This is a genomic window from Actinophytocola xanthii, from assembly GCF_001921205.1.
Taxonomy (GTDB): Bacteria; Actinomycetota; Actinomycetes; order Mycobacteriales; family Pseudonocardiaceae; genus Actinophytocola; species Actinophytocola xanthii.
In genome coordinates this window covers 68,133-93,566 of the sequence record NZ_MSIE01000037.1, presented here as the reverse complement: position 1 = coordinate 93,566, position 25,434 = coordinate 68,133, and the positions used below count along the sequence as shown (strand labels likewise).

Here is a 25,434-nt window from a genome sequence, read left to right as displayed (position 1 = left end):
TTCCCCACCGACGGTATCGACACGCACGTGCTTCACCCGAGAGTAGCGGGACTGGTGTGACTGATGCGACGTTCGAGGAGGACTTTTCCGACCTCCCGGTCAGTCCTCGTGCTGTCGTCCCAGCTCCTGGGACCTGTCGTGGGCCGCCTCGATCGCGGCCAGCAGCGCCGCCCGCACCCCGTGGTTCTCCAGCTCGCGGATGGCCATGATCGTCGTCCCGGCCGGCGAGGTCACCGCCTCCCGGAGGGTGACCGGGTGCTCGCCGGTCCTGGCCAGCATGGTCGCCGCGCCGACCGCCGACTGGATGATCAGCTTCTCCGACACCGCACGCGGCAGCCCCAGCAGGATGCCGGCGTCGATCATGGCCTCGACCAGGAAGAAGAAGTAGGCCGGTCCGGACCCGGAGAGGGCGGTAACGGCGTCCTGCTGCGACTCGGGCACCCGCACGACCAGGCCGACGACGCCGAGCAGCTCCTCGACCACCGCCAGGTGGTCCGCGGTCGCGAACCGGCCGGGCGAGATCGCGCTCATCGCCTCGCCGACGACCATCGGCGTGTTCGGCATGACCCGGACAACCGGGACGCCGTCGGGCAGCCGCCGCTCGTAGAGCGAGGTGGGCAGGCCGGCACAGAGCGACACGACCAGGCTGTCCCCGCCCACAGCCGGGGCGAGCTCGTCCAGCAGCGGCTCGATGTCCTGCGGCTTGACCGCCACCACGAGGACCCGCGCGTCCTTCGCCGCGGTGGCGACGTCCACGGCGCGAATGCCGTACCGGTTCGTCAGCTCGCTCGCCCGCTCGCCGTGGCGCTCGGTGAACATGAGCTCGTCGGGCCGTCGCCCCCCGGCAAGCAGGCCGGACAGCAGGGCCTCCCCGATCTTGCCCGCCCCGAGCACGGCGATGGTGGGCTTGTCCGCGTTGGTCATGCGCACCAGCCTGCCACGCACGCCGGGGGTCGGTGGTCCCTATCCCTGGGCGGAGAGGGCGAGCTGACGGGCCTGACAGACCAGCCGCCCGGTGGAGTCCACGACCGTCGCGTCCGAGTCGAACCAGGCGCCGTGCACCGCGCGGCAGTCCACCTGCACACGTAACCACCCGGGTGCCGGGCGCGAGCGCAGCAGCCCGGTCAGCTGGACGGTCGGCGTCCAGCCGAAGCGGCCCAGGTTGAACGTCACGGGCACCGAGACATCCCCGGCCAGCAGGGCGAACATCGGGTCCACCTGCTCACCGCGTGGGCGCACCCACAGCCGCAGCCGGGGCGGGTCGCCGGCGTGCCCGTGCAGGAAGCCGGCGCCGTTCGGGTCGAGCCGGACGTCGCACCCGGTGGTCAGCCGGAACACCGACGCCATCGGCAGCGCCGCGACGTCCACGGCGTTGCCCGGCGGCTCGGCCGGTTGGTTGGGCAGGTCGGACCAGGCCGCCCGCTCCCTGGGCAGCCGCCCGGTGGTGACCACGCCCTCGACGCAGGACTGCCCCCGCTGTTCGAGGTGGACCGACACGACGGTGGCCTGGCGGCCGGACTTGCGGATGTCGGTTCGCAGCAGGACCGGACCGACCTCGGGCGGCCGGAGGAACTGGGCGCTCACCGCGAGCGGGTCGGCGACCGGGGAGCCCGAGCCCGCGGTCGCGACCGCGGCTCTGGCGAGCAGTGCCATCAGGAAGCCACCGTGCGGCTTGCCGCCGACGGTCCACGCGTTGCCGAGATCGGCGGTGAAGGTTCCGTCCCCGAGCGAACGGACCCGGGAGGCCGCGGTGAACGGGCCGACGGACGAACCGGGCCCACCGCGGGCATCGCCCGCAAGACTGCTCATGATTATTAGCCTGCCACGTTGGTTCGAGCTTGATCAGTTTGCGTTCGAGAATGCCGTCTCAGGAGCGGGAGACCAGGGCACGCAGGAAGAACGCCGTGTTCGCCGGGCGCTCGGCCAGCCTGCGCATGAGGTAGCCGTACCACTGGACGCCGTAGGGCACGTACACCCGGACGGTGTGCCCGAGCGCCGCGAGCCTGCGCTGCTCCTCCGGGCGGATGCCGTAGAGCATCTGGAACTCGAAGCCGCCCGGCTTCCTGCCGTGGGCCTCCGCCCTGGCGTCGACGATCGGCACCAGGCGCGGGTCGTGCGTGGCGAACATGGGGTAACCGTCGCCGGCGAGGAGAGTGTTCACGCACCGCACGTAGCTCAGGTTCACCTCGTGCATGTCCTGGTAGGCCACCTCGGCCGGCTCGGCGTAGGCGCCCTTGCACAGCCGAACCCGGGAGCCGGTCCCCGCCAGCCGGGCGCAGTCGCCGACCGTGCGGTGCAGGTAGGCCTGTAGCACCGCGCCGACCGAGGGCCAGGTCCGGCGCAGCTCCGCGAGCACCCGCAGGGTCGAGTCGGTGGTGGTGTGGTCCTCCATGTCGAGGGTCACCGTGGTGCCGCACTGCTCGGCGGCGGCGCAGATCCGCGCCGCGTTCGTCAGCGCGAGCTGCTCGTCGAGCAGCTGGCCGACCGCGGTCAGCTTCACGCTCACCTCGGCCCCGGCGGCCAGGCCTTCGGCGTAGAGCGCGTCGAGGAGCTCCAGGTACGCACGCACGGTCTGGTCGGCGAGGTCGGCATCGGTGGTGTCCTCGCCCAGGTGGTCCAGCGTCACCGTCAGCCCCGAGTCGACCAGCTGTCTGGTCACCTCGATCGCGTCGGCGACGGTCTCCCCGGCCACGAACCGGCGCACCACGTCCCGGCTCACCGGAGCGGTCGCGACCGTACGACGGATCACGTCGTTGTCGGCCGCGGCCAGGATCAAGCTACGTAGCGGGTTCACGAACGCTCCCATTCCACGCACATCGGGCGGCCCGCCCCATCCGACGGGTGCCTCGCAGCGAGACTTTACGGTGCCACTTATGGTGCCGTTGTCCGGTCGTCCGCCGTCGGCGGCCGTTGGCCCAGGTGCAGCCTGGCGAACCGCAGCGCCTCGCGCAGGTCCTCGGCGCGCTCGGCCTGGCCCCGGGCGCGCCGGGTGTTGATCTCCACGACCACCTGCCCGGTGCTCCCGGCGGCCGCGACCGACGCACAGACCTCCGCGCACGGCTGCGTGCCCCGGCCGGGAACGAGGTGCTCGTCGCGCGGGGCGCCGGTGCCGTCCGCGAGGTGCAGGTGGGTCAGGTTGGCGCCCATCCGGCGGGCGAGCTCGACCGCGTCCACCCCCGCCGCGGCCGTGTGCGACAGGTCGAGGGTGTAGTTCCGGTGGCCGACGTCGGTGGGGTCGATCGAGGGGTGGAACGCCGACAGCTCGCCGCCGAAGCGGCGCACGGGGAACATGTTCTCCACGGCCACCGCGATCCCGCTCGAGTCCTCGAGCTCGGCGACCAGTTCGACGAAGCCCTCGGCGTAGCGCTTCTGCCAGCGGAACGGGGGATGCACGACCACGGTCGACGCGCCGAGGTCCTGCGCCGCCAGCACCGATCGACGCAACCGTTCCTCCGGCCGCGGTGACCAGATCCGTTGGGTGATCAGCAGGCACGGCGCGTGCACGGCGAGCACCGGCACCCCGGTCTGCCGGGAGCGGCGGCCAAGGGCGGCCGGGTCCTGGCTGATCGGGTCGGCCCAGACCATGACCTCGACGCCGTCGTAGCCGAGCTCGGCCGCGAGCCGGAACCCGGCGGTGGCCGACTGCGGCCAGACCGAGGCGGTGGACAGCCCCACCCTGATCGGCGCGGTCCCCACCGTCAGCGGTTCAGCAGCAGCAACGCCGCCGGGGAGACGGTGGCCAGCAGGCCGACCAGTACCGCGTACACCGTGGTCTGCAGGTCCTCCGCCCGACGGATCTTCCGGACGATGAACACCATGCCCGCGATCACCGCGAGCGCCAGCACCAGCGCGGCCTGCGGAAGCGCACCCCACAGCCAGTTGAAGCCGAGCCACACCGCCGCGCCGCCGAGCACCCCGAGCGCGAGCTGACCGGCCATGATCAGCCATTCCCTGGCGGCGGAGGCCGGCTCGCGGTCCTCGAGCTCGTCCAGGTCGTCCAGGTCGTCCAGGTCGTCGAGGTCGTCGAGGTCGTCGAACGCGCGGTCCCCGTCCTCGACCTCACGTTCCCGACGCCGGCCCAGCCGGCGGCGGGAGGGCGGAGCACCCGCGAGGTCGGTCCCGCTGTCCTCGAGCTCCCCGCGGAGATCGTCACGAAGATCGCCGTCGAGCTCGCGGTCGGGCGTGTCCAGGACGCCGTCCCGGGCGAAGCCCCGACCGGTGTCCCGGCCGAAGTCGCGGTCGTAGTCCTCGTCCCGGTGGCCCCGCTCCGGGTAGCCGCCGCGGTAGCCCTCGTCCCGCACCGCCGGCTGCAGCTGGGTGGGGCCCTCCGGGTCGGCCGCGGGCTCGATCGAGGGGTAGGTGGGAACCCTCGGCAGCTCCTCGGTCATCGGCTCCGGCGGCGGAGGGGTCGGTGCCATGGTCTGGGTCGGCGGCATGGGCGGCGGCGGGTCCGCGTCCAGCCGAGAACGCAGGGACGGCTGGATACCGCTGCGAGTCCCCGGGGGTTGCCCGCCCGGCGGCTTGCGTAGCTGCTGGGACGGCTGCGGCTTGGGCAGCTGTTGGGACGGCTGGGGCGGCTTCGGCAGCTGCTGGGAGGGCTGGGGCTTGGGCAGCTGCTGCGAGGGCTGCGGCTGACGGCGTGCGGGTGGGGGCGGACCGCCGGGCGCGATGCGTCCCCCGGACGGCCGGTCACCACGGCCTCCGCCGGGGTGGTCACCGCGAACCGGGCGGGTCGACTCGGGCGGCTGGCCGACGGCCGGCAGTCGCGGCGAGGACGGCGGGCCCACCAGCGGGCCCGGGGTGGCCACGGTGGGCGGGCCGGGCGACGGGGGCGGCGGGGGCGACTGCTGACGGCGGCGGGGAGGCTCTCCGGCCGGGCGCTGGAAGTCGGGGCGGTGCCGGTGCGAGGTGCGCTCGGGGGGCGGGGTGTCGTCGCGGATGACCGGCATCTCGCCGCTCTCCGACATCACCCGTTCGATGATGGCCTGGGCGCCCGTGTCCTCCACGTCGTCGGCACGCCGACGGCGGCGACGGGGCGCGCGCTCCCCCGTCTCCTGGCCGTACTTGGCGAGCAACTCGGCGACAGTGCGCTGAGTTGGTTCAGGTCCGCCCTCGTGACTCATTGGCTCCACCGTGCCCGGCACCGGGCGAATCGTCCAGCGAATCGTCCAGCATCGATGCGCTTGCGGCGTGGCCCACGGTCATGGGCCACCGATCGAACAGCCAACATTATGGATCCTGCCCGAACGTGATCTTCGCGAAGCATCAGGAGTCCTCGCCGTCGACGCGGTCCAACCGGCGCAGGATCACGCCCTCCCGGAGGGCCCAGGGGCAGATCTCGAGCTCCGGCACGCCGACCGCCAGCATCGCCGCCCGGGCGACCAGTGCCCCGGCGACCAGCTGTGGAGCGCGTCCCTGGCTGACGCCCTCGAGCTCGGCGAGGTCCGCGGCCGGCATGCGCGAGATGAACGCGATCAGCTGCCGCAGGCCCGGCTCGGTGAGCACCCGGCGAACCCGCGGCCCGACCGAGGACGGGGCCGCGCCGGTGAGCCTGGCCAGCGAGCGGAACGTCTTCGAGGTGCCGACCACCCGATCCGGCACCCCCTGCTTGGCGAGCTTCTTCCCGACCGGCGCGAGCTGCTCGGCCAGCCATTCCGCGGTCTCGGTGACCTCCCCCCGGCTCGGCGGGTCGCTGGTGAACCGCTCCCTCGTGAGCCGCCCGGCGCCGAAAGGAACCGAACGGGCGTAGGCGGGCTCCTCGTCGACGCCCATCGCGACCTCGAGTGACCCGCCACCGATGTCGAGCACAAGAAGGTTGCCGGCCGACCAACCCAGCCAGCGGCGAGCGGCGAGGAAGGTCAGCCGCGCCTCGTCGGTTCCGGTGAGCACGCGGAGCTCGACGCCGGTCTCGTCGTGAACGCGGGCGAGCACCTCGGCGGCGTTGCCCGCGTCGCGGACCGCGGAGGTGGCGAAGGCCATCAGGTCCTCGCAGCCCAGCTTGCGGGCGGACTTCTTCGCCGCGGCGACCGCGCGGACGAGGTCGTCCGCACCCTCCTCGGACAGGTCGCCGCCGGCGTTCAACCGTTCGGCCAGCCGCAGCACCGTTCGCTCCGAGCTGGCCGGCGTGGGGTGGCCACCGCGGTGCGCGTCGACCACGAGCAGGTGGACCGTGTTCGATCCGACGTCCAAGACCCCTAGGCGCACGGGGGGCTAGGTTACCGGTAGGTCGCGTTCCGGGAAGCGTTCACGCACGATTCGCCCCGTGCCGCGTTCGCTCACGACTCGAACTTGTAGCCCAGTCCGCGCACGGTGACCAGGTGCCGGGGTGAGCCGGGGTCCGGCTCGATCTTTGACCGCAGCCGCTTGACGTGCACGTCGAGGGTCTTGGTGTCCCCCACGTAGTCCGCGCCCCAGACCCGGTCGATGAGCTGGCCCCGGGTGAGCACCCGGCCGACGTTGCGCAGCAGGTACTCGAGCAGGTCGAACTCCTTGAGCGGGAGCGAGACCTCGCCGCCGTCGACGGTGACCACGTGCCGCTCCACGTCCATCCGCACCGGCCCCGCGGCCAGCACCTGGGGGAGCAGCTCGCCCTCGCCGGTCTCCCCGCCCCGGCGCAGCACCGCGCGCACCCGCGCGATCAGCTCTCGCGCCGAGTAGGGCTTGGTGACGTAGTCGTCGGCGCCGATCTCCAGGCCCACCACCTTGTCGATCTCGCTGTCCCTGGCCGTGACCATGATCACCGGCACGGTGGAGCGCTGACGCAGCGCCTTGCACACGTCGGTACCGCTCATCCCGGGCAGCATCAGGTCGAGCAGCACGATGTCCGCGCCGTTGCGGTCGAACTCCTCCAACGCCTGCTGGCCCGTGCTCGCGACCGCCGCTGTGAAGCCCTCCTTCCGCAACAGGAACGCGAGCGGGTCGGCGAAGGACTCCTCGTCCTCGACGATGAGCACCCTGGTCACGGCTGTCCTCCATCGTTCGAACCGTTGAGGTGGGCGGGGATGCGCAGGGTGAACGTGGAGCCGGTGCCCGGCCGGCTCCACAGCTTGACCTCACCGCCGTGGTTGGCCGCCACGTGCTTGACGATCGCGAGCCCGAGCCCGGTGCCGCCGGTGGCGCGCGACCTGGCCTTGTCCAGGCGGTAGAACCGCTCGAACACCCGCTGCTGCTCCTCCGCGGGGATGCCGATGCCGCGGTCGGTGACCGAGATCTCGACGTACCCGCCAGCCAGCCTCCGGCTCACCGACACCGGGCTCCCGGGCGGGGAGTAGGCGACGGCGTTCTCCAGCAGATTGGTCAGCGCGGTGGTGAGCAGCGTCCGGTCCCCCTCGACGAGCAGGCAGCTGTCCTGGTCGGTGGCGACCTCGATCCCGGTGGACTCGGAGGCGAGCTGGGTGCGGGACAGCGCGTCGCGCACGACGGCGTCCACCTCGACCGGGTTCAGCTCGGGCAACCGCTCCGCACCCTGCAGCCGCGACAGCGCGATCAACTCGGTGACCAGGGTGCCGAGCCGGGTGGCCTCGCGGAGCACCTTCGTGGTGAACCGACGAACCGCCTCGGGGTCGTCGGCGGCGTCCAGCACGGCCTCGGCGAGCAGGGCCATCGCCCCGACCGGCGTCTTCAGCTCATGGCTGACGTTGGCGACGAAGTCCCGGCGGGTGGCCTCCAGGCGCACGGCCTCGGACTCGTCGGCCGCGTCGACGGCGAGGAAGCCGTCGCCGAGCGGGCGGATCTCGCCGCGCACCGCCTCGGGGCCGCGGCCGAACTGGACGCCGCGCTCGGCCGGGGACAGCTCGATCTCGACCGGCTCGCCGGTCTCCAGGACCAGCTCGGCGGCCTTCTTCGTGCGGGTGTCCACCCGGCGGTTGCGCACGACGCCCAGCTCGACGGCGCGCTGGTTGTACTGGACGACGTCGGCGAACTCGTTGAGGATCACGATCGCGTTGTGCGAGGACTGGACCAGCCGCTGGACCAGGACCGAGATGGACGGCCCGGCCGGGGCGTTGGCCGCCGGTCGGGTGCGGCGCCGGGCGACCCAGTAGCCGGCGACGAGACCGAGCAGCAGGGCGCCGGCCGTCAGGAAGATCCAGACCACGTCGGTCACGGGGGAATCGTAAGCAGGTCAAGGCCGCTGTCGACCAGTCCACAGCGGCCGAGGTGATTGTCCTGACACCCTGCTCGGCCGGTTTTCTCCCGCTGGTCAGCCCGCGTTCACCTGATCGTGTCCAACCTGGCTCGCTCCTCGTCGGTCAACCGCAGTTCCCCGGCCGCCACGTTCTCCTCGAGGTGCGCCGGGTTGCTGGTGCCGGGAATCGCCAGCAGGTGCTCGCCCCGGTGCAACGTCCACGCCAGGCGGACCTGGGCCGGCGTCGCACCGTGGTTCCGCGCGATCTCCTCGACGGCAGCCTCGACGGCGGCGTCGGGAGAGGTGCTCGCGCCGGGCGGGGTCTGCCCGGGGATGCCGCTCGCGATGGCGAAGAACGGCACGAAGGCGATGCCGTGCTCGGCGCACAGGTCGACGAGCGCGTCGTCCTCGCGGCGGGCGGTCAGCCCGTACTGGTTCTGCACGCACACCACGGGCGCGATCGCGAGCGCCTCGGTCAGGTGCTCGGCGGTGACGTTGGAGATGCCGAGGTGGCGGACCAGGCCCGCCTCGCGCAGCTCGGCGAGGGCACCGAAACGGTCGGCCAGCGACCCCGAGCCGCGCTCCAGGCCCTCGCCGATGCGCAGGTTGACCACGTCGAGATGGTCGAGGCCGAGCTGGCGGATGTTCTCCTCGACCTGCCCGCGCAGCTGCTCGGGGCGCGCCGCGTCGAGCCAGTCGCCGGAGGGCCCGCGTCCCGGCCCGACCTTGGTCGTGATCACCAGGTCCTCGGAGTAGGGCGCCAGCGCCGTGTTGATCAGCTCGTTGGCCGAGCGGCGGGGGGAGAAGTAGAACGCGGCGGTGTCGATGTGGTTGACGCCCAGCTCCACGGCGCGCCGCAGCACGGCGACGGCGGTGTCCCGGTCCCCCTCGGTGCCGTTCGGCCCCATCATGAGGCGCATCGCGCCGAAGCCGAGCCGGTTGACGGTGCGGTCGCCGAGGAGCCAGGTGCCCGCGGCCGCGGCGGTGGGGGCGGAGGAGGTGGAGCCGGTCTGGGCGGAGATCGTCGTCATGGCTCCAGCCTCTGCGGCGGACCGGGCCGGCGCACCCTTTGGCAACTTCCTGCCGGTTGTGGTCCCGGCCTGGTCCAGGCGGGAGACTCGGGGTATGGAGCTGACGAGCCAGGTCGCGGTGGTCCGTGGCGAGGAGGAGCTGTTCGCGCGTACGGCGCACCTGTTCGCGGCGGCGACCGAGGTCTGCTGCGCCGCGAACGACCTGAACACCTGGGTCAGGACGCGCGCGGCCGGCTCCACGACCGCGCCGGCCCCGCTCCCGGCCAGGACGAGCGGGCGCCGCGTGCGCAAGATCTACCGTCCCGGGGTCCTGCTGTCGCCGGCGTCGACCAGACATCTCACCGAGGTGAGCGCGGCGGGCGCGGAGGTGCGGATCACCTCGGGGGAGATCAACGAGACGATCATCCTGGACCGCCGGGTGGTCATCCTGGCCGGGGACACCGCGGCGGGCACGCGCAGCTACAGCGTGATCCCGCTGCCGGAGGTGGTCCAGGGCGTGCTCTCGCTGTTCGAGGCGGCCTGGCGAGGCGCGACCGATCTCGCCGTCTACGACGCCCAGACCGCCGAGCTGCGCCAGCTGGCCCCGCGGGTGCTGGAGCTGCTGGCGTCGGGCTGCAAGGACGAGACGGCGGCCCGTGCGCTCGGGCTCGGCGTGCGGACCTACCGCAGGCGGGTCGCCGAGCTGTTGGCCGCGCTCGGCGCGGACTCCCGGTTCCAGGCCGGGGTCCGCGCCCGCGAGCTCGGTCTCGTGTGAGCTGTCTCGTGTGAGCTACTGGCGGCCCTGGTTGGCCACCGCCGCGGCGGCCTTCTCCGCGGTCTCCGGATCCAGGTAGGTACCGCCGGGGTTGAGCGGCTTCAGGTCCTCGGACAGGTCGTAGCGCAGCGGGATCCCGGTGGGGATGTTCAGGCCCGCGATCGCCTCGTCGGAGATGCCGTCCAGGTGCTTGACCAGGGCGCGCAGGGAGTTGCCGTGCGCGGCGAGCAGGACGGTCCGGCCGGCACGCAGGTCCGGCACGACCTCCCCCTCCCAGTACGGCATCATCCGCGCGACGACGTCCTTGAGGCACTCCGCGAGCGGGGCCGCGTCGCCGAGCGCGGCGTAGCGGACGTCGCTGTCCTGGCTGTACTCGCTGCCGGGCTCGATGGGCGGCGGCGGGGTGTCGTAGGAGCGGCGCCAGAGCATGAACTGCTCCTCGCCGAACTGCTCGAGCGTCTGCTTCTTGTTCTTGCCCTGGAGTGCCCCGTAGTGGCGCTCGTTGAGCCGCCAGTCGCGCTTCACCGGGATCCAGTGCCGGTCGGCGACGTCGAGCGCCACGTTGGCCGTGGTGATCGCGCGCCGGAGCAGTGAGGTGTGCACGACGTCGGGCAGCAGGCCCGTCTCCCGGAGCAGCTCACCCCCGCGCTGCGCCTCGGCCATCCCCTTCTCCGAGAGGGGAACGTCCACCCAACCGGTGAACAGGTTCTCCGCGTTCCACGTGCTCTCGCCGTGGCGGAGCAGTACGAGGGTTCCGATCCCGTGCGTCGATCCAGCCATGAGGGAAGCGTGCCAGACGACCGCCGTCGGCACAGCGCCACCCGTTCGGACGAAAACGGCCCCATACAGAGGGTCAAAACACAGATAGTTGACGGTTCATCTGGCTTCGTGACCTTATCGTTACCTACGGAACGCAGTTATCACTTCACGGTGTTGGGCGTGGCCTTGTGTAACCGCCCGACTTCTGACAGGTTGACACCCGCCCTTGAAGGATCAGCTCCCACGCACTCCCTGATCCGGAAAGGGCAGCAGTACGGCTCGTCTCCCCTGCCGAGCCGTACCCCGCCCGGAATCCCAGGGTGCCCCCCGCCTCAGGACTCCGACGCGGCGGGAACGCACGCGGCGCGGCTCGAGATCGCGACTCCCCCCTCGCTCGAGCCGCGTCGCGATTCCTTCTCCGACACCGCCGTTCGCTAGCGGTCCGGCTCGCTCCGCGTGAGCAGGTGCTCGAACGCCCTGAGGTTGGCCAGCGACTCTCCTCGCGATACCCGCCAGTCGTACTCGCGTCGGATCGACGTCGCGAAGCCGAGTTCCAGCAGCGGGTTGAAGTCCCCGTCCGCGGCCTCGACGACCTGGCCGAGCAACCGGTCCAGCTCCTCGGGCGTCACCGCCGCCAACCCGACCCGGCCCACCAGGTAGATGTCACCCACCTGGTCGATCGTGTAGTGCACGCCGTAGAGCTTCGCGTTGCGGCGCAGCAGGTAGCGGTAGACCTCGGCATGCGCCTCGTCCGGCCGCCGGCACACGAACGCCTCGACGACCAGCGCGTGCTCGCCCACCTGAAGCCAGCAGTTGGTCTGCAACTTCTTGGTGCCGGGCAGCGTGACCAGGAACCGCCCCGGCGCCGGGTGCTCGTAGACCAGCTCCCGCTCGTCCAGCGTCGCCGTGATGACCGCGTCCAGCTCCGCCTTCACTAGTCCGCCTCCCCGGAATTCTGAGTGTTGGTCGCCCTGGGTGGGTGGGCTTCGGACTGGGCGCGTACTTGTGGCTGGGTTGCGTCACGTTCCCCTGAGGTGACGGTTGCCGAGGTGGACAGGTGTCTCATACCGCGACCTCCCCCGCGAACAGCGCGCGCCGGAACGTGTTCGCTGCCTCGACGTACCCGGCGACCAGTGCGTCGGTGGTGCGGTCCCAGGAGAACTCGGTCGCGTGCGTCACCGCGCGCGCCGCCAATCGGGCCCACAGCCGGGGCGAGGTCGCGACCCGCTCGAGCGCCGCGGCCCAGGGAACCGGGTGGTGGCCCTGGACGAGCACCCCGGTCTCCCCGTCGGCGACGGCCACCGGCAACCCGCCCACCGCCGCGGCGACGACGGGGGTGCCACAGGCCTGCGCCTCCAGCGCGACCAGACCGAACGACTCGTTGTGGCTGGGCACCGCGACCACGTCGGCGGCCCGGTACACCTCGACCAGGGCTGCGCCCCGGCGGGGCGGGAGGAACCGCAGCACGTCGGAGATCCCCAGCGAGGCACCCAGCTCGTGCAGTGAGGTGGGTGCCTCCAGGCCCGAGCCGGACGGGCCGCCGGCCACCAGGACCACCAGCCGCTCCCGCGGCACCGCGCCCCGGGCGAGAAGCTCGGCGGCCGCCCGCAACAGCACGTCCGGCGCCTTGAGCGGCTGGATCCGGCCGACGAAGGCCAGCACGACGGCGTCCGGCCGGATGCCGAGCGCTGCCCGTGCGGCGGCGCGGTCACCGGGGCGGAACAGGTCCAGGTCCACTCCTGGAGCCACGGTGTTGAGCTTCTCGGGCGCGGCGCCGTAGAGCCGCACCAGCTGCGCCGCCTCGACGTCGGTGTTGGCGATGAGCTGGTCGGCCTGGTCGACGACCTGCTGCTCGCCGATCTCCCGGGTGCGCGGCTCCGGCGTGTCCCCGGCGGCGAGCGCGGCGTTCTTGACCCTGGCCAGGGTGTGCGCGGAGTGCACGAGCGGCACCCCCCAGCGGTCCCGGGCGAGCCAGCCGACCTGGCCGGACAGCCAGTAGTGGGAGTGCACGAGCCCGTAGTAGCCGGGCTCGTGGCGCGCCTCGGCCCGCAGCACGCCCGCGGTGAACGCGCAGAGCTGCGCCGGCAGCTCCTCCTTGCCGAGCCCCTCGAACGGGCCGGCGTGCACGTGGCGCACCAGCACACCCGGCGCGAGCTCGGCCACCGGCGGCAGGTCGGAGGAGGTCGCCCGGGTGAACACCTCCACGGCGATCCCCCGCCTGGCCATCCTGGTGGCGGTCTGGGTGATGTAGACGTTCATGCCGCCGGCGTCGCCGGTACCCGGCTGCTCGAGCGGCGAGGTGTGCACGGAAAGCACCGCGACCCGGTTGGGCGGCCGGTGGAGCCGAATCACTGTCACGTGAACATCCACTCCCGACTAGTGGTCCATGACCGAGCCCGCGAAGGCACGCAGGTCGTCGTTGAACTCCGCGGCCCGCTCCGCGAGCGGCATGTGGCCCACACCTGTGAACCAACGCCTGCGCGCACCGGGAATCTTCCCGGCCGCGTACTCCCCGGCGGCAACACTGATGATCTCGTCGGCGTCCCCGTGTACCACCAGAACCGGCACGTCAACCGCCGCGAGCACGTCGCCGCTGGCCGCCGTGCGGCGGAAGAGGGCCGCGCGGACCCTCGCCGGCACCCGCAGCGAGTCGGCGAGCCGGCGGCGCACCTGCTCGGCGGTCCCCGGCTCGGCGGTCATCCGCTCGGCGAGCGTGGTCAGCGCCGGAACCGCGACGGCGGGGTCCTCGGAGAGGGCCGGCCGCATGATCCGCGCCATCACCGGGCCGACCGCCCCACCGGGTAAGCCCCTGCCGATCTCGGTGATCGCACCCACGAGCACGATCCCGGCCACTCCCGCGGTACCGCACACGCGCAGGTAGTCGGTGACCACCAGCCCGCCGTAGGACCAGCCGACGAGCACCGCCGGGCGCCCCGCGTACTCGAGCAGAGCGGCGACGTCACCGGCCCAGACCGCGGGGTCGTCGTACCCGTCGTCGGGGGTGGCGGACTCGCCGTGCCCGCGCAGGTCGGCGGCGATCAGCCGGTACCGAGCGGTAAGCGCGTCGTCCTCGAGCTGGTCGGCCCACGACAGAGCGCTCGCCGCCCACCCGTGCAGCAGCACGATGGGCGGCGAGCTCGGGTCGCCGGCCTCGCGGAGAGCCAGCCGGACGCCACCGGCGCCGGACAGGGTCCGCACTAGGCGAGGGCGGACATCGTCTGCCACTGGCTCCACGGGATCAGCCAGTCGTACACGTCCGAGGTCGTCGGGAAGTTGGCCCGGGAACCGGTGATCTCCACGGGGTCGCCGATCAGGGCGCTGTCGAAGTACTTCCTGGCGTCGGACTCGTAGAGGTTGATGCAGCCGTGGGAGGTGTTGGCTCGGCCGATGTTGGGCCGGTTCTCCTCGTTCTCGTGGATGAACTCGCCGTGGTTGGAGATGCGCACGGCCCACTTCTTCTTGACGTTGGTGTAGCCGTACCGCGGGTTGGAGAAGTCGCCGACCGGCTCCTTGGACATGACGATCACCGTGCCGTTGGGCGTGTTCAGGTTCGGGTCGGCGTCCTTGCCGTTGCTCGACGGGTAGGTGGCCTGGAGCTGCCCGTCGCGGTAGACCTTCATCGTGTGGTCGGGGGTGTGCACCTTCACGACCTGGTTGCGCCCGATGGTGAACACCGTGGTCAGGTCGGCCTTGCCGTAGGCCCCGCCGCCGTAGTTCAGCCCGTAGAGCTTGGCCGTCACGTTGACCTGGGTGTTGGCCGGCCAGTACTCCTTGGGCCGCCAGTCCACCTGCTGGTCGTTGAGCCAGCCCCAGGAGCCTTCGACCGGCTGGGAGGTCTCCACCTTCAGCGCCTTCTCCACGGCGGCCTTGTCGGTCACCGGGCCCTCCGGGAACTTGATGCTGACCGGCATGCCGACGCCCACCGTGGCGTTGTCCCCGGGGTTGATCGTCGCCCGCGGCGTCGCCGCCGGGGCCACGGTGGCGAAGGAGCCGCTGAGCTCGGTCTCCTCGCCGTCGGCGTTGGTCGCCTTGGCGGTGTAGGTGTAGGTCTTGGCGTAGCCGAGGACCTCGCCGCTGGTCCAGGTGCGCTTCTCGGCGTCCAGCTGGCCGACGACCTCCTTGCCGGCCGGGTTGGTGACCGTGGCCTCGGTCAGCTCGCCGTCCCTGACGGTGATCTTGACCGGCTCGAGCACCGAGACGTCCTTGGTACCGTCTGCGGGGGCGAAGCTGATCTCGGCCGGCGGCGCCTTGGCCTCGGACTTGGCCTGGTCAGCGAGATCGCCGCCATCGGAGTCGGAGGTGCACGCCGAGAGCAGCGAGAAGCTCGCCAGCAACGCGACGACCGGACCGAACAACCGCTGTGATCTCACCTGGTGCCTCCGCCCTGTGTGTGGTCGTGTTGTGAGGACGCCCAAGCCCCGGGCGAGGTGCGCGTCGGCCAGTGTGACAGTCGCCATACCGCCTCCCCGGAAAGGACCCCACCACCGTGAACAACCTGGGAACCGCAGTCGTTACCGGAGCAAGCGCCGGCATCGGCGCGGCGACCGCGCGGCGCCTGGCGGCCGCTGGCTTCCACGTGGTCCTGGGTGCCCGCCGACTCGACCGTCTACACGCCCTGGCCGAGGAGACCGGCGGGACGGCGGTCCGGCTCGACGTCACCGACCCCGAGTCGGTCACGGCGCTCGCCGACTCGGTGGGCGAGTGCCACGTCCTGGTGAACAACGCCGGCGGCGCGCGGGGCCTGGCACCGGTCGCCAAGGCCACCGAGGAGCACTGGCGGTGGATGTGGGAGACGAACGTGCTCGGCACGCTCCGGGTGACCAAGGCCCTGCTGCCGGCGCTGGTGGCCTCCGGGAACGGGCACGTGGTCACCGTCACCTCGATCGCCGCCCACGACGTCTACGACGGCGGAGCCGGGTACACCAGCGCCAAGCACGCCCAGTCGGCACTGCACCAGACCCTGCGCGGGGAGCACCTGGGCCAGCCGGTGCGCTTCACCGAGATCCTGCCCGGCATGGTCGAGACGGAGTTCTCGCTGGTCCGCTTTGACGGCGACACCGAGCGCGCGGACGCGGTCTACACCGGGCTGACCCCCCTGACCGCCGACGACGTCGCCGACACGATCGCCTTCGCCGTGACCCGCCCGCCGCACGTGAACATCGACCGGATCGAGCTCAAGCCCCGCGAGCAGGCCTCGGCCACCCGGGCCCACCGCGCCTGAGCTACCGCGCCGGAGCTAGAGGGAGCATCCGACGAGCACGGGCTCGGGGTGCAGCTCGACGCCGAACGCGGCCTGGACGCCGGCCCGGACCTCCCGTGCGAGGGCCAGCAGGTCCTCGGTGCGCGCCCGGCCGCGGTTGGTCAGCGCCAGGGTGTGCTTGGCGGAGAGCGCGACCGGCCCGCCGTCGCCCGGGTAGCCCTTGGCGAAGCCGGCCCGTTCGATCAGCCAGGCGGCCGACAGCTTCGAGGCACCCGGGCCGGCCGGGTACCGCGGGACCGGGACGTCGGGTCCGACCCTGGCCGCGATCCGGGCGCTGACCTCGGCCAGGTCCCGGTCCAGCACGATCGGGTTGGTGAAGAAGGAGCCGACGCTCCAGGTGTCGTGGTCCGCCTCGTCGAGCACCATCCCCTTGCCTCGTCGCAGCTCGAGCACCGCGGCGCGGGCCAGGTCCACCGGGACCTGCCGGCCCTGCCGCACGCCCAGCACCCGGGCGAGTTCGGTGTAGCGGACAGGCGCGGACAGCCCACCGTCGGCGAGTTCGAAGCGCACCCGCAGGACCACGGCGCGCTCGGTGCCCTTCAGCACCGAGGTGCGGTAGCCCAGGCCGAGCTCGTCCACGCCGAGGGTGCGGATCTCGCCGCTCACCCGGTCCAGCAGGTCCACCGAGATCAGCAGCTGGCCGACCTCCACGCCGTAGGCGCCCACGTTCTGCACCGGTGTCGCGCCCACCGACCCGGGGATGCCGGACAGACACTCCAAGCCGCCCAGCCCGGCCTCGACGGTGCGGCAGACGACGGCGTCCCAGTCCTCACCGGCCTCGACGGTCAGCGCGACCCGCCCGTCCCCCAGGGAGTCGATCTTGCTGCCTTGGCTGGCGACCTGCACGACCGTGCCGTCGAAGCCCTCGTCCGCGACCACCAGGTTCGAGCCGCCGCCCAGCACCAGCACCGGCTCACCCCGCCCGTCCGCGGCGCGCACCGCGGCGACGACGTCCTCGGCCGAGCCGGCGGCGAGGAAGCGGGCGGCGGGGCCGCCGAGGCGCAGGGTGGTGAAGTCGGACAGAGGGACCGCGCCGCGGTCCACGAGCCCGTCCGCGCCGAGGGGGAGGCTGGTCATGGGCTCCAACGGTAACCTCCGTCCCATGGCCACCAGCCTGGAGCACCGTTCCGCGTTCACCGCCCCCGCCGACGCGGTCTACCCCACCCTCGTTGACGAGGCATTCCTCACCGAACGACTGCGCAGCATCGGCGGCAAGGGCGCGGCTCTGCTCGCCTACGACCGGGTCGGCGAGTCCGTCGAGTTCACCCTGCGGCAGGGGGTGGAGGCCTCCCGGCTGCCGGGCGCGGTCAAGGCGGTCCTCGGCGGGGACCTGGTGGTCGAGCGGGAGGAGCGCTGGCGGTCGGACGGGCCGCGCTACGCCGCGGTGACCCGGGTCTCGATCGCGGGCACGCCCGCCGAGATCCAGGGCCAGGCGCGGCTCGGTGACCACGGCGAGGGCAGCCTGCTGGTGGTCCGCGCGCAGGTGCGGGTGGGCGTCCCGCTGGTCGGCGGCAGACTGGAGAAGGTCGTCGTCGAGCAGGTCGGCAAGCTGCTCGCGGCCGAGGCCGAGTTCGCCGAGTCGTGGCTGGCCGAACGCGCCTGAGCGGCCCCCTCGGCTCGCCGACCAGGGGCACGACCAACCCGAACCGGCTACGCCGGGTGGACCGCTGGCTCACCGGGACCGATCCCACGCGCTCCGCGCTGCTCGACGCCGCCGACCCCCTCGTGGTCGACCTCGGCTACGGCGCGACCCCGGTCACGACCGTCGAGCTGGCGGCCCGCCTCACCACCGTGCGCCCCGACGTCCGGGTGCTCGGCCTGGAGCTGGACCAGGAGCGGGTGGCAGCTGCCGCCACCGCCGCCGACCCACCCCGCCTCGACTTCCGTCGCGGCGGCTTCGAGCTGGCCGCCACCCGCCCCGTGCTCGTGCGCGCGTTCAACGTCCTCCGCCAGTACTCCGAGGCCGAGGTAGCCCGCGCCTGGACGACAATGCAGGACCGCCTAGCCCCCGGCGGCCTCCTCGTCGAGGGCACCTGCGACGAACTGGGCCGCCGCTGCTGCTGGGTGACACTGACCGCCGACGGACCGGTATCGCTCACCCTCGCCTGCCGACCAGCCGACCTCGAACGCCCATCCGACCTGGCCGAGCGCCTACCCAAGGCCCTCATCCACCGCAACACCCCAGGCGAACCGGTACACGCCCTGTTCACCGCCCTGGACCGCTGCTGGGCCAGCGCCGCCCCCCTAAGCACATTCGGCCCCCGCGCCAGATGGGTAGAGACGATCCGCCTCCTCAAGGCACAGTCCTGGCCAATCCGCGACACCCGCCGCCGCTGGCGCCAAGGAGAACTGACCCTCGACTGGACAGCGGTAGCCCCGACCACCTGACCCCAGCCCACCAGCCCAGCTCCCTGCTCCCTAGAGCCCCCCGGGCTACCTCGCCCAGGCCATCTCGTAGCTCCTGGTCGGCGGAGTCAAGGGTCGAGCGAAGCGAGATCGCGAAGCGACGCCCGAAGGGCGCCCTTTACGCCGCCGACCAGGAGTACGACACTCGAGGCCGAGGGAGCTGTCTCAACCGTGAACACGGATCGCTCCCTCGGCCGTTGATCGTCGTACTCCGCCCCAACGGTGTAAAGGGCGCCTTCGGCGTCGCTGACGCGAGCTCGCTTCGCTCGCCCCTTGACACCGTTGGACCGGAGCTACGAGACGGCCTGTGCGAGGGAGCCCGGAGGGTCTAGGGAGCTGGGGTGTTCGTCAGGGCGCGGCTCAGGTCGGGAGTACCCAGTCCGGTAGGGGTTCGCTGGCGGCTCGCCATTCGGCGGGGATCGCGGACTCGCCTATGCGGCCGGCGATGATGCCGCCGGCTATTGCGCACACCGTGTCGACGTCCTCGGCTACCGAGGCGGCTGTGCGGACGGCGCGTTCGTAGTCGTCCAGGTGGGTGGCGGCTACCCAGAGTGCGAGGGGGACGGTGTCCGCGGCGCTCAGCTTGCGTCCGGTGCCGAGCTTCTCGGCGGCCTCGGTCGGGGAGGCGTCGGCGAGGTTCGCCGCGTCGCGGAGGCCGTCGTGGACGGTGCCGGCGGGGGTGCGGCGCAGGACGGCGTCGATCATGTCGGCGGGGGTCGCGCCGGCGGCGGCCTGGGCGGCGGCGACCGCGGTGGCGACGGCGCCCGCGATTCCCTCCCGGTGGGTGTGGGTGATCGCGGCGGACGCCTCGGCGTCGATCGCGGCCTGGTCGGGGTCGTCGTAGTACCAGGCGCCGAGCGGGGCGATCCGCATGGCGGCGCCGTTGCCCCAGGAGCCGGCACCGCCGAAGGTCTCGGTGGCCAGGTTGCCAAGCGAGGCGCCGCGGCGGCCGACCTCCCGGATCATCGCGTCCACGCCGGGCCCGTAGTTGCGCTGCTCGTCGTAGTGGGCGACGAAGCTCTCGCTCAGCGCGTCGACGTCCAGCCGCCCGTGCACGGCCAGCACGTGCACCACCGAGCAGGCCATCTCGGTGTCGTCCGTCCAGCGCCAGGGCGGCGCTGGCAACCCCTCGGTTCCCGTGTGGTCGGCCGGGGAGTGCCGATCGGCCGAGTGCTCGATCGTGTCGCCGAGGGCGTCGGCGACGGCGGTGCCCAGGAGGCTGGCCATGGCCCGCGCGAGTCTGTCCGTCACACCCGCTTGGTACCACATCGGTCCGGGTTGACTTTGACGTTGCGTCAACTTCTACCGTGGTCACGGGTCGGAGAGACCGGCCCCTCGGGACGCGGAGCGGGCGAGATGGCGTGGTCGATCGCACAGGTGGCGCGCATGTCACGGGTGACGTCGCGGACGCTGCGGCACTACGACGAGATCGGCCTGCTGCCGCCGGCGTGGGTCGGCTCGAACGGGTACCGCTACTACGAGCGCGAGCAGCTGCTGCGGCTACAGCAGATCCTCGTCATGCGCGAGCTGGGCGTGGGCCTGGAGGCGATCGCGGAGATCGTGCACCAGGGCCGCGACCAGGTCGAGGTGCTGCGCATGCACCACACGTGGCTGCTCGCCGAGCGCGACCGCTTCGCCCGGCTGGCCGACACCGTGTCCCGGACCATCGAGGACCTGAGAGGAGGTGAGAAGAGAATGAGCAACGCGTCGATGGACCACTGGTTCGACGGCTTCGACGACCCGGCCAGGCAGGAGGCCCTCCAGGAGGAGGCCAGACAGCGCTGGGGCGCGGAGACCGTCGACGCCGCCAACGCCGCGGTCAAGGACAGGCCGAAGCAGTGGTGGCAGGACCAGGGCAGGCAGTGGAGCGAACAGCTCGGCGGGCTGGTCGACCTCATCGAGGCCGGCCGCGGGCCGGCCGACCCCGAGGTGCAGGCCGTGATCGAGAACCACCACGCCTGGATCAGCGGGATGTGGACGCCCAACCGGGAGTCCTACACCGGTCTGGGTGACCTGTACGCCGACGACCCGAGGTTCCGCGAGAACTTCGACCGGACCGACCCCCGGCTGGCCGAGTTCCTCCGGGCGGCGATGGCCGAGTTCGCGCGGACCCGCCTGCGGTAGCGAAGCGGGCCGGGAGAGCCATGGATCTCCCGGCTGGTCGCGGCCAGTACCGCTATTGTCACCCACGTGGAGTTCGCCGAGTACCTCGACGAGATCGCCCGCCAGGCCGCCGCCCTACGCGCCGCCGCCGTGTCCGCCGGCCCCGACGCGCCGGTGCCGACCTGCCCCGAGTGGCGGGTGCTGGACCTGGTCCGGCACATCGCCCGCGTGCACAACATGGTCGGCCACGCCCTGCGCTCCGCCCCGGAGTCCGAGGGCGTTCGACCGGACCGGCCACCCGAGTCCTGGGACGAGGTCCTTCCCTGGTGGGACGACCAGCTCGCTCGGATGCTCGGCACGCTGCGCGAGGTCGGCCCGGACTCGCCGGCGTGGGTGTTCGACATGACCGCCACCTCGTCCCCGATCGAGCCGAACGCCCTGTTCTGGGCCCGCCGGCAGGCCCACGAGACCGCCGTGCACCGACTCGACGCCGAACACGCGAAGGCCGGTTCGGACCGGGCGGACGCCGTGCCGTCCCTGGTCTTCGAGCCCCGGTTCGCCGCCGACGGGGTGGACGAGCTGATCGTGCTGATGGTGCCGCGCAAGCTCCTGCGTGAACGCCCCCAGGTCGGCGGCACCGTGCTGTTGCACGCGGCCGACGCCGGCCGGGCCTGGCTGGTCGAGCTCCGGCCGGGCGAGGTGCCGGTCGTCGGGCCGGCGGACGAGATCGACACCGACGCCTCCCTGGTCGGCACGGCCGACGCGGTCTACCGCGCCGCCTGGCGCCGGCCGAGCACTGCCATCGTCACCGGGGACCGCACGCTCGTGGACGCGCTACGCACGCCATGACCCGCCGCTACGTGATCACCTTCGGGTGTCCGGACCGGGTCGGGATCGTGGCCAGCATCGCCACGTTCCTCGCCGAGCTCGGCGGCATGATCGTCGAGGCGGCCTACCACACCGACCAGGACACCGGCTGGTTCTTCACCCGGCAGGAGATCGACGCGGCGACGCTCCCCATCGACGTCGACGAGCTGCGCACCCGCTTCGGTGAGGTCGCGGCGCGGCTCGCCGAGCACAGCGACTGGCAGATCATGGACACCGCGAGCCGGCGGCGGGTGGTCATCCTCGTGTCCAGGGAGGGGCACTGCCTCTACGACATCCTCGGCCGGGTCGCCTCGGGCGAGCTGGACGTCGACGTACCGGCCGTGATCGGCAACCACCCCGACCTCGCGCCGATCACCGAGGCGCACGGCATCCGGTTCCACCACGTCCCGTTCCCCCCGGGGGACCGCTCGGGGGCCTTCGCAGCGGTGCGGGACCTGGTGGAGGCCGCGGAGCCGCACGCGATCGTGCTGGCCCGGTTCATGCAGATCCTTCCGGCGCAGCTGTGCGAGCGGTGGGCCGGCCGCGCGCTGAACATCCACCACAGCTTCCTGCCCTCGTTCGTCGGGGCGAAGCCCTACCACCAGGCCCACCAGCGCGGGGTGAAGCTGATCGGCGCGACCTGCCACTACGTCACCGCCGAGCTGGACGCCGGTCCGATCATCGACCAGGACGTGATCAGGGTCGGCCACGCGGACTCGGTCACCGACATGGTGCGGCGCGGCCGGGACATCGAGAAGGTGGTGCTGGCCCGGGGCCTGCGCTGGCACCTGGAGAACCGCATCCTGGTCCACGGCAACCGCACCGTGGTGTTCCAGTACTGAGGTCAGCGGGCGAGGCCCTCGACGACCTCGGCGCCCGGCAGGGCGGCCAGCAGCGACCCGGGCACCAGGAGCTTGCTGCCGCGGATGCCGCTGCCCACGACGAGCTCGGGAGCGCGCGCGACAGCCCCGTCCAGCAGCAGCGGCCATTCGGCCGGCAGGCCGATCGGGGTGATGCCGCCGTAGGCCATGCCGGTCAGCTCGACGGCGGTGTCCATCGGGGCGAACGAGGCCTTGCGCACGTCCAGGCGCCGACGGACCACCCCGTTGACGTCCGCGCGCGTGGTCGCGAGGACCAGGCAGGCGGCGAGGCGTTCCTCGCCGGAGCGCCGGCCGGAGACCACGACGCAGTTGGCGGACGCGGACAGCGGAGAGCCGTAGGCCGCACAGAACTCGGCGGTGTCGGCGAGCTCGGGGTCGATCACGACGACGCCGACCCGATCGGCGTCCGGCAACAGGGCGAGCGCCTTGACGACAGGCTCGGCGAGCAGGTCGGGTCTGCTCACGGCCGGCTCGCCGGCGAGCGAGCCGGCGATGGTCCAGCTCACCATCGCTGGCCGCGTTGGACCTCGATCAGTCGAGGCCGGACGTCGACGATGTAGACCAGCGCGGCCACCAGCCCGGCCATCCAGAACATCCAGCCGATGTCGGCGAAGCTGAACAGCAGCAGCGCCACGGCCGCACCCCCGGTGATCCCGAGCCAGGCCGGCTTGGTGAGCCGGTCGATGGCCGCGTAGGCGTCCGGGCGCTGCATCAACGCGTGGATGAACGCGAACACGCCGACCGGCACGGCGGCCCAGTCGATGATCCGCAGGATCAGCAACGCTTCGTACGGCACCCCCCAAGACTACGTGCGATCCCGAGCGGGTGACCAGCGGACCTCGGACACGCGACGGAGCGCCGCCGAGACGCGCACGGGCGCCCCGCGGTGGGGGCGCCCGTGGGTGTTCTCGGCGGAAGGCCTCAGTTCTTGGTCGACCTGGTGGCCTTCGCGTTGTTCGCTCGCGTCGTGGCGGCCTTGCGCGGGGCCGTGCGGTTCGCGGCCTTGCGCGTCGTACTGCGGACCTCGTGGGCGACCTCGTCGCCCAGCTCCTCGATGGCCTCGGCGGCCTCGCCCGCGGCGCGCTGGGCGGTGCGGGCCGCCTTCTCGCCGGTGGAGCGGGTGCGCCGGGTGACCCTGGCCAGCACCTCGTCGGCCAGCTCGCGGGCGTCGCCGGCGGCGTCGCCGACGCGCTCCTGCAGGGTCGCGATGGCCTCTTCGAGCTGGTCGAAGGCCTTGCGGACCTGCGGCTGGGTACGCAGCTTGGTCAGCGTGTCCTCACCCTGGCCGGCGAGCTTCTGGTACAGCTTCTGCGCGGCTTCGGTGTACTCGTCGACCAACTTGCGCAGCTCGGCCGGGTCCAGGCGGTCACGTACCCCGGCCAGGTCCCTGGGCAGTTCGTCGACGGCCCCGCGGGCGGCCTCGGCGCCCTCGTTGACCCGGGTCCTGGTGCGGCCGACCGCGTCGCGCACGGCCTGGGTGGCCAGGTCCCCCGCGCCGAGTGCGGCCAGCAGCGGGGTACGCAGCACCTCGACGGCCTGCCCGCCCGCCTTGCGCACGTCCTCCGTCTTCGGCAACGCAACCATCTGTCTCACTCCTCGTATCGGGGCCCGTTCGGCTCGACCTCACCATCCACACCGGACCCCTCCACTGTGGATCGTGCTGGGCTCTGCGCCGCGTTCTCCCGGCGGAATGACTCGTACACGTCGAGCAGGACCTGCTTCTGTCGCTCGGTGAGGGCGTCGTCGGCCCGGACCGCGTCGACGACCGGCCCGCCCGCCGCGATGTCGAGGATGCCGGCCTGGACGTACAGCGCCTCGGCCGAGATCCGCAGGCCCCGGGCGATCTGCTGGAGGATCTCCGCGGACGGCTTCCGCAGGCCCCGCTCGATCTGGCTGAGGTACGGGTTCGACACCCCGGCGAGCTTCGACAGCTGGCGGAGGGAGATCTTCGCCGAGTTGCGCTGCTGCCTGATGTACTCGCCAATGTCCCGTCCGAGGTGGGCGACCTTCCCGGTGACCTGCTCGATCGCCTGGTCGATCGGCCGATCGGCCTGCTCGTCCACGGTTGGTCACCTCCTCGCGACACCATTGACGGTACGCAGGAGTGCTAGCAGTTGCAAGCGCACTGCTTGCAGCGACCCGGTGGGTCCGGTCACACGGCGAGGAGCCCGCGGACCCAGTTCTCGACCACGTCGGCGGTCTGGTCGACCGTGCTCCGCGTGGTGTCGAGCAAGCCCATCGGCGGCACCGTCCGGGACGCCTGGACCCGCACCCACTCGTTGAACTCGAGCATCTCCTCGATGCGGCGGTGGTCCCAGCCGCGCCAGGCCGGCCGCGCCCGCAGGCGCGCCCGCAGGACCTCGGGGGCACACGTCAGCGCCAGATAGTGGATGTCGGCGAACAGGACCCGCTCGGGCCAGTACTCGAACTGCGGCGGCGCGACCGTGCCGCACAGCACGACCGGGCGGCCGTTCTGCTGGAGGCTGGCGGCGAGGCGCAACCAGGTCTGCCGGAACGCGGGGGAGTCACCGCTGGGGTCGCGCAGCGCGCCAACCCACAGCAGGTCCTGCTCCACCACCACGCACCGGTCGCTGAGCCGCTCGACGAGCACCCGGCCGACGGTCGTCTTGCCGGTGCCGCTCGGTCCGGTCAGCGCGAACAGCGGGAGACGCCGGAACGGTTCTCGGTGCCCACAGGACAGGCACACGAGAACCGCTCCGGGGCCGTCGGTTTCCACCCGCGGTTCGTCGGTCCACACCCCGCAGCCGGCACAGATCATGGGATTCATGTGCGCGGCAGGGGGATCAGTCGAACAACTGCTCCAGGAAGCTCTTGCGCCGGTGGGGGTGGTGGCCGCCGTGGTGGCCGCCGTGGTACCCCCGGGGCGAGTCGGAGTAGCCGTAGCCGCGGGGCGAGTCCCGGTAGTAGCCGCCGGGCTGCGGTGGCGGCGGCGGGGGCACGGAACCGGGGCCGGGCTGGTACGGCGGCGGAGCGGCCTGGGCGCTGTACTGGCGCTCCGCGTTCAGGATCGATTCCAACTCCCCCCGGTCCAGGAAGATCCCGCGACAGCCGTCGCACTGGTCGATGTGGATGCCTTGGCGGTCCACCGTGCGCAATGTGTTCTGACACTTCGGGCAAATCACACATGCAACATTACGCAAGCCGGCACGTGGGCGGCCACACATGTCCGCCGCCACCAGCGGCCGGCGTCGTGCTGTGGTGAAGTCAACCATGGTCGGACGCGCTGG

At 72.3% G+C, this 25,434-nt stretch carries 29 protein-coding genes; 7 read left to right on the top strand and 22 right to left on the bottom strand.

Features of this window, described 5'->3' with window-relative positions; translation table 11 throughout:
* Positions 1 to 99: 99 nt before the first annotated feature.
* From proC to BU204_RS20370, 9 genes are all read right to left on the bottom strand, one after another.
* Positions 100 to 924, bottom strand: a complete 825-nt coding sequence (proC, locus tag BU204_RS20410) for a pyrroline-5-carboxylate reductase (protein ID WP_075127345.1) — start codon at positions 922 to 924, stop codon at positions 100 to 102.
* Between the two features lie 39 nt (positions 925 to 963).
* The gene (locus BU204_RS20405) at positions 964 to 1,809 is read right to left on the bottom strand and encodes a thioesterase family protein (protein WP_075127296.1); all 846 of its coding nucleotides are present in this window, start codon (positions 1,807 to 1,809) and stop codon (positions 964 to 966) included.
* Positions 1,810 to 1,867: 58 nt separating this feature from the next.
* Positions 1,868 to 2,794 (bottom strand): proline dehydrogenase family protein, encoded by a 927-nt coding sequence (locus BU204_RS20400; RefSeq protein ID WP_075127344.1) that lies wholly within the window; start codon positions 2,792 to 2,794, stop codon positions 1,868 to 1,870.
* Between the two features lie 77 nt (positions 2,795 to 2,871).
* On the bottom strand, positions 2,872 to 3,696 hold the full coding sequence (locus BU204_RS20395) for a sugar phosphate isomerase/epimerase family protein (protein ID WP_233160432.1): 825 nt from the start codon (positions 3,694 to 3,696) through the stop codon (positions 2,872 to 2,874).
* 2 nt (positions 3,697 to 3,698) lie between these two features.
* Positions 3,699 to 5,123 (bottom strand): NfeD family protein, encoded by a 1,425-nt coding sequence (locus BU204_RS41415; RefSeq protein WP_233160431.1) that lies wholly within the window; start codon positions 5,121 to 5,123, stop codon positions 3,699 to 3,701.
* Between the two features lie 142 nt (positions 5,124 to 5,265).
* The gene (locus BU204_RS20385) at positions 5,266 to 6,204 is read right to left on the bottom strand and encodes a Ppx/GppA phosphatase family protein (RefSeq protein WP_075127295.1); all 939 of its coding nucleotides are present in this window, start codon (positions 6,202 to 6,204) and stop codon (positions 5,266 to 5,268) included.
* 71 nt (positions 6,205 to 6,275) lie between these two features.
* Positions 6,276 to 6,962, bottom strand: coding sequence for a response regulator transcription factor (locus BU204_RS20380; RefSeq protein ID WP_075127294.1), 687 nt, complete (start codon positions 6,960 to 6,962; stop codon positions 6,276 to 6,278).
* On the bottom strand, positions 6,959 to 8,104 hold the full coding sequence (locus tag BU204_RS20375; protein ID WP_198942930.1) for a sensor histidine kinase: 1,146 nt from the start codon (positions 8,102 to 8,104) through the stop codon (positions 6,959 to 6,961). Before BU204_RS20375 ends, BU204_RS20380 begins: the two co-directional genes overlap by 4 nt.
* A 107-nt stretch (positions 8,105 to 8,211) precedes the next feature.
* The gene (locus tag BU204_RS20370) at positions 8,212 to 9,156 is read right to left on the bottom strand and encodes an oxidoreductase (RefSeq protein ID WP_075127293.1); all 945 of its coding nucleotides are present in this window, start codon (positions 9,154 to 9,156) and stop codon (positions 8,212 to 8,214) included.
* A 94-nt stretch (positions 9,157 to 9,250) separates the two neighbouring features.
* On the opposite strand from BU204_RS20370, the gene BU204_RS20365 reads away from it, so the two are divergent.
* The gene (locus tag BU204_RS20365) at positions 9,251 to 9,910 is read left to right on the top strand and encodes a helix-turn-helix domain-containing protein (RefSeq protein WP_075127292.1); all 660 of its coding nucleotides are present in this window, start codon (positions 9,251 to 9,253) and stop codon (positions 9,908 to 9,910) included.
* Positions 9,911 to 9,925: 15 nt separating this feature from the next.
* On the opposite strand, the gene BU204_RS20360 is transcribed toward BU204_RS20365, so the two are convergent.
* The 5 genes from BU204_RS20360 to BU204_RS20340 all read right to left on the bottom strand — a co-directional run bounded on the left by BU204_RS20360 (position 9,926) and on the right by BU204_RS20340 (position 15,039).
* The gene (locus BU204_RS20360) at positions 9,926 to 10,690 is read right to left on the bottom strand and encodes a phosphoglyceromutase (RefSeq protein ID WP_075127291.1); all 765 of its coding nucleotides are present in this window, start codon (positions 10,688 to 10,690) and stop codon (positions 9,926 to 9,928) included.
* Positions 10,691 to 11,103: 413 nt separating this feature from the next.
* Entirely contained in the window at positions 11,104 to 11,604 is a 501-nt protein-coding gene (locus tag BU204_RS20355) for a type III secretion system chaperone family protein (RefSeq protein WP_075127290.1), read from the bottom strand.
* Positions 11,605 to 11,731: 127 nt separating this feature from the next.
* On the bottom strand, positions 11,732 to 13,027 hold the full coding sequence (gene mshA, locus BU204_RS20350) for a D-inositol-3-phosphate glycosyltransferase (RefSeq protein WP_075127289.1): 1,296 nt from the start codon (positions 13,025 to 13,027) through the stop codon (positions 11,732 to 11,734).
* Between the two features lie 18 nt (positions 13,028 to 13,045).
* On the bottom strand, positions 13,046 to 13,867 hold the full coding sequence (locus tag BU204_RS20345; protein ID WP_233160430.1) for an alpha/beta fold hydrolase: 822 nt from the start codon (positions 13,865 to 13,867) through the stop codon (positions 13,046 to 13,048).
* Entirely contained in the window at positions 13,867 to 15,039 is a 1,173-nt protein-coding gene (locus tag BU204_RS20340; RefSeq protein WP_075127287.1) for a L,D-transpeptidase, read from the bottom strand. Before BU204_RS20340 ends, BU204_RS20345 begins: the two co-directional genes overlap by 1 nt.
* Positions 15,040 to 15,155: 116 nt before the next feature.
* Here BU204_RS20340 and BU204_RS20335 point away from each other — a divergent pair, with 116 nt between their 5' ends.
* Entirely contained in the window at positions 15,156 to 15,890 is a 735-nt protein-coding gene (locus tag BU204_RS20335) for an SDR family NAD(P)-dependent oxidoreductase (RefSeq protein WP_083661462.1), read from the top strand.
* A 15-nt stretch (positions 15,891 to 15,905) separates the two neighbouring features.
* Here the strand turns inward: BU204_RS20335 and BU204_RS20330 are convergent, their stop codons facing one another.
* Positions 15,906 to 17,006 (bottom strand): UDP-N-acetylmuramate dehydrogenase, encoded by a 1,101-nt coding sequence (locus BU204_RS20330; RefSeq protein ID WP_075127286.1) that lies wholly within the window; start codon positions 17,004 to 17,006, stop codon positions 15,906 to 15,908.
* 25 nt (positions 17,007 to 17,031) lie between these two features.
* On the opposite strand from BU204_RS20330, the gene BU204_RS20325 reads away from it, so the two are divergent.
* Positions 17,032 to 17,532 carry a DUF2505 domain-containing protein gene (locus BU204_RS20325; RefSeq protein WP_075127285.1) on the top strand — a complete coding sequence of 167 codons (501 nt, stop codon included), beginning with the start codon at positions 17,032 to 17,034 and terminating at the stop codon, positions 17,530 to 17,532.
* Positions 17,511 to 18,317 carry an SAM-dependent methyltransferase gene (locus BU204_RS20320; protein WP_075127284.1) on the top strand — a complete coding sequence of 269 codons (807 nt, stop codon included), beginning with the start codon at positions 17,511 to 17,513 and terminating at the stop codon, positions 18,315 to 18,317. Before BU204_RS20325 ends, BU204_RS20320 begins: the two co-directional genes overlap by 22 nt.
* A 378-nt stretch (positions 18,318 to 18,695) precedes the next feature.
* On the opposite strand, the gene BU204_RS20315 is transcribed toward BU204_RS20320, so the two are convergent.
* Positions 18,696 to 19,586, bottom strand: a complete 891-nt coding sequence (locus BU204_RS20315) for an ADP-ribosylglycohydrolase family protein (protein ID WP_233160429.1) — start codon at positions 19,584 to 19,586, stop codon at positions 18,696 to 18,698.
* A gap of 105 nt (positions 19,587 to 19,691) precedes the next feature.
* Here BU204_RS20315 and BU204_RS20310 point away from each other — a divergent pair, with 105 nt between their 5' ends.
* From BU204_RS20310 to purU, 3 genes are all read left to right on the top strand, one after another.
* Positions 19,692 to 20,459, top strand: coding sequence for a MerR family transcriptional regulator (locus BU204_RS20310; protein WP_075127282.1), 768 nt, complete (start codon positions 19,692 to 19,694; stop codon positions 20,457 to 20,459).
* 66 nt (positions 20,460 to 20,525) lie between these two features.
* Positions 20,526 to 21,287 (top strand): maleylpyruvate isomerase N-terminal domain-containing protein, encoded by a 762-nt coding sequence (locus BU204_RS20305; protein ID WP_075127281.1) that lies wholly within the window; start codon positions 20,526 to 20,528, stop codon positions 21,285 to 21,287.
* Positions 21,284 to 22,147: a formyltetrahydrofolate deformylase gene (purU, locus tag BU204_RS20300; RefSeq protein ID WP_075127280.1), complete on the top strand. Its 864-nt coding sequence runs from the start codon at positions 21,284 to 21,286 to the stop codon at positions 22,145 to 22,147. Before BU204_RS20305 ends, purU begins: the two co-directional genes overlap by 4 nt.
* Before the next feature lie 2 nt (positions 22,148 to 22,149).
* Here purU and BU204_RS20295 read toward each other — a convergent pair whose 3' ends face one another.
* The 6 genes from BU204_RS20295 to BU204_RS20270 all read right to left on the bottom strand — a co-directional run bounded on the left by BU204_RS20295 (position 22,150) and on the right by BU204_RS20270 (position 25,329).
* Positions 22,150 to 22,695 carry a YbaK/EbsC family protein gene (locus BU204_RS20295; protein ID WP_075127279.1) on the bottom strand — a complete coding sequence of 182 codons (546 nt, stop codon included), beginning with the start codon at positions 22,693 to 22,695 and terminating at the stop codon, positions 22,150 to 22,152.
* Positions 22,689 to 22,982, bottom strand: coding sequence for a DUF2516 family protein (locus BU204_RS20290; protein WP_075127278.1), 294 nt, complete (start codon positions 22,980 to 22,982; stop codon positions 22,689 to 22,691). The genes BU204_RS20295 and BU204_RS20290 overlap by 7 nt, the downstream gene beginning before the upstream one ends.
* Positions 22,983 to 23,107: 125 nt before the next feature.
* Entirely contained in the window at positions 23,108 to 23,770 is a 663-nt protein-coding gene (locus tag BU204_RS40165; RefSeq protein ID WP_075127277.1) for a hypothetical protein, read from the bottom strand.
* A gap of 5 nt (positions 23,771 to 23,775) precedes the next feature.
* Positions 23,776 to 24,249, bottom strand: coding sequence for a helix-turn-helix domain-containing protein (locus tag BU204_RS20280; RefSeq protein ID WP_408608024.1), 474 nt, complete (start codon positions 24,247 to 24,249; stop codon positions 23,776 to 23,778).
* Between the two features lie 89 nt (positions 24,250 to 24,338).
* A complete protein-coding gene (locus BU204_RS20275) occupies positions 24,339 to 24,965 on the bottom strand; it encodes an AAA family ATPase (RefSeq protein WP_198942929.1) in 627 nt (208 codons plus the stop codon).
* A gap of 25 nt (positions 24,966 to 24,990) precedes the next feature.
* Complete coding sequence (locus tag BU204_RS20270) at positions 24,991 to 25,329, bottom strand: TFIIB-type zinc ribbon-containing protein (protein ID WP_075127275.1); 339 nt, start codon at positions 25,327 to 25,329, stop codon at positions 24,991 to 24,993.
* Positions 25,330 to 25,434: the final 105 nt, after the last annotated feature.

Bases quoted from the DNA above. Each gene is read 5' to 3' on its own strand.
- proC (WP_075127345.1), bottom strand. From the start codon at position 924: ATGACCAACGCGGACAAGCCCACCATCGCCGTGCTCGGGGCGGGCAAG.
- BU204_RS20405 (WP_075127296.1), bottom strand. From the start codon at position 1,809: ATGAGCAGTCTTGCGGGCGATGCCCGCGGTGGGCCCGGTTCGTCCGTC.
- BU204_RS41415 (WP_233160431.1), bottom strand. From the start codon at position 5,123: ATGAGTCACGAGGGCGGACCTGAACCAACTCAGCGCACTGTCGCCGAG.
- BU204_RS20370 (WP_075127293.1), bottom strand. From the start codon at position 9,156: ATGACGACGATCTCCGCCCAGACCGGCTCCACCTCCTCCGCCCCCACC.
- BU204_RS20365 (WP_075127292.1), top strand. From the start codon at position 9,251: ATGGAGCTGACGAGCCAGGTCGCGGTGGTCCGTGGCGAGGAGGAGCTG.
- BU204_RS20360 (WP_075127291.1), bottom strand. From the start codon at position 10,690: ATGGCTGGATCGACGCACGGGATCGGAACCCTCGTACTGCTCCGCCAC.
- BU204_RS20330 (WP_075127286.1), bottom strand. From the start codon at position 17,006: ATGACCAGCCTCCCCCTCGGCGCGGACGGGCTCGTGGACCGCGGCGCG.
- BU204_RS20325 (WP_075127285.1), top strand. From the start codon at position 17,032: ATGGCCACCAGCCTGGAGCACCGTTCCGCGTTCACCGCCCCCGCCGAC.
- BU204_RS20310 (WP_075127282.1), top strand. From the start codon at position 19,692: ATGGCGTGGTCGATCGCACAGGTGGCGCGCATGTCACGGGTGACGTCG.
- purU (WP_075127280.1), top strand. From the start codon at position 21,284: ATGACCCGCCGCTACGTGATCACCTTCGGGTGTCCGGACCGGGTCGGG.
- BU204_RS20295 (WP_075127279.1), bottom strand. From the start codon at position 22,695: ATGGTGAGCTGGACCATCGCCGGCTCGCTCGCCGGCGAGCCGGCCGTG.
- BU204_RS40165 (WP_075127277.1), bottom strand. From the start codon at position 23,770: ATGGTTGCGTTGCCGAAGACGGAGGACGTGCGCAAGGCGGGCGGGCAG.
- BU204_RS20275 (WP_198942929.1), bottom strand. From the start codon at position 24,965: ATGATCTGTGCCGGCTGCGGGGTGTGGACCGACGAACCGCGGGTGGAA.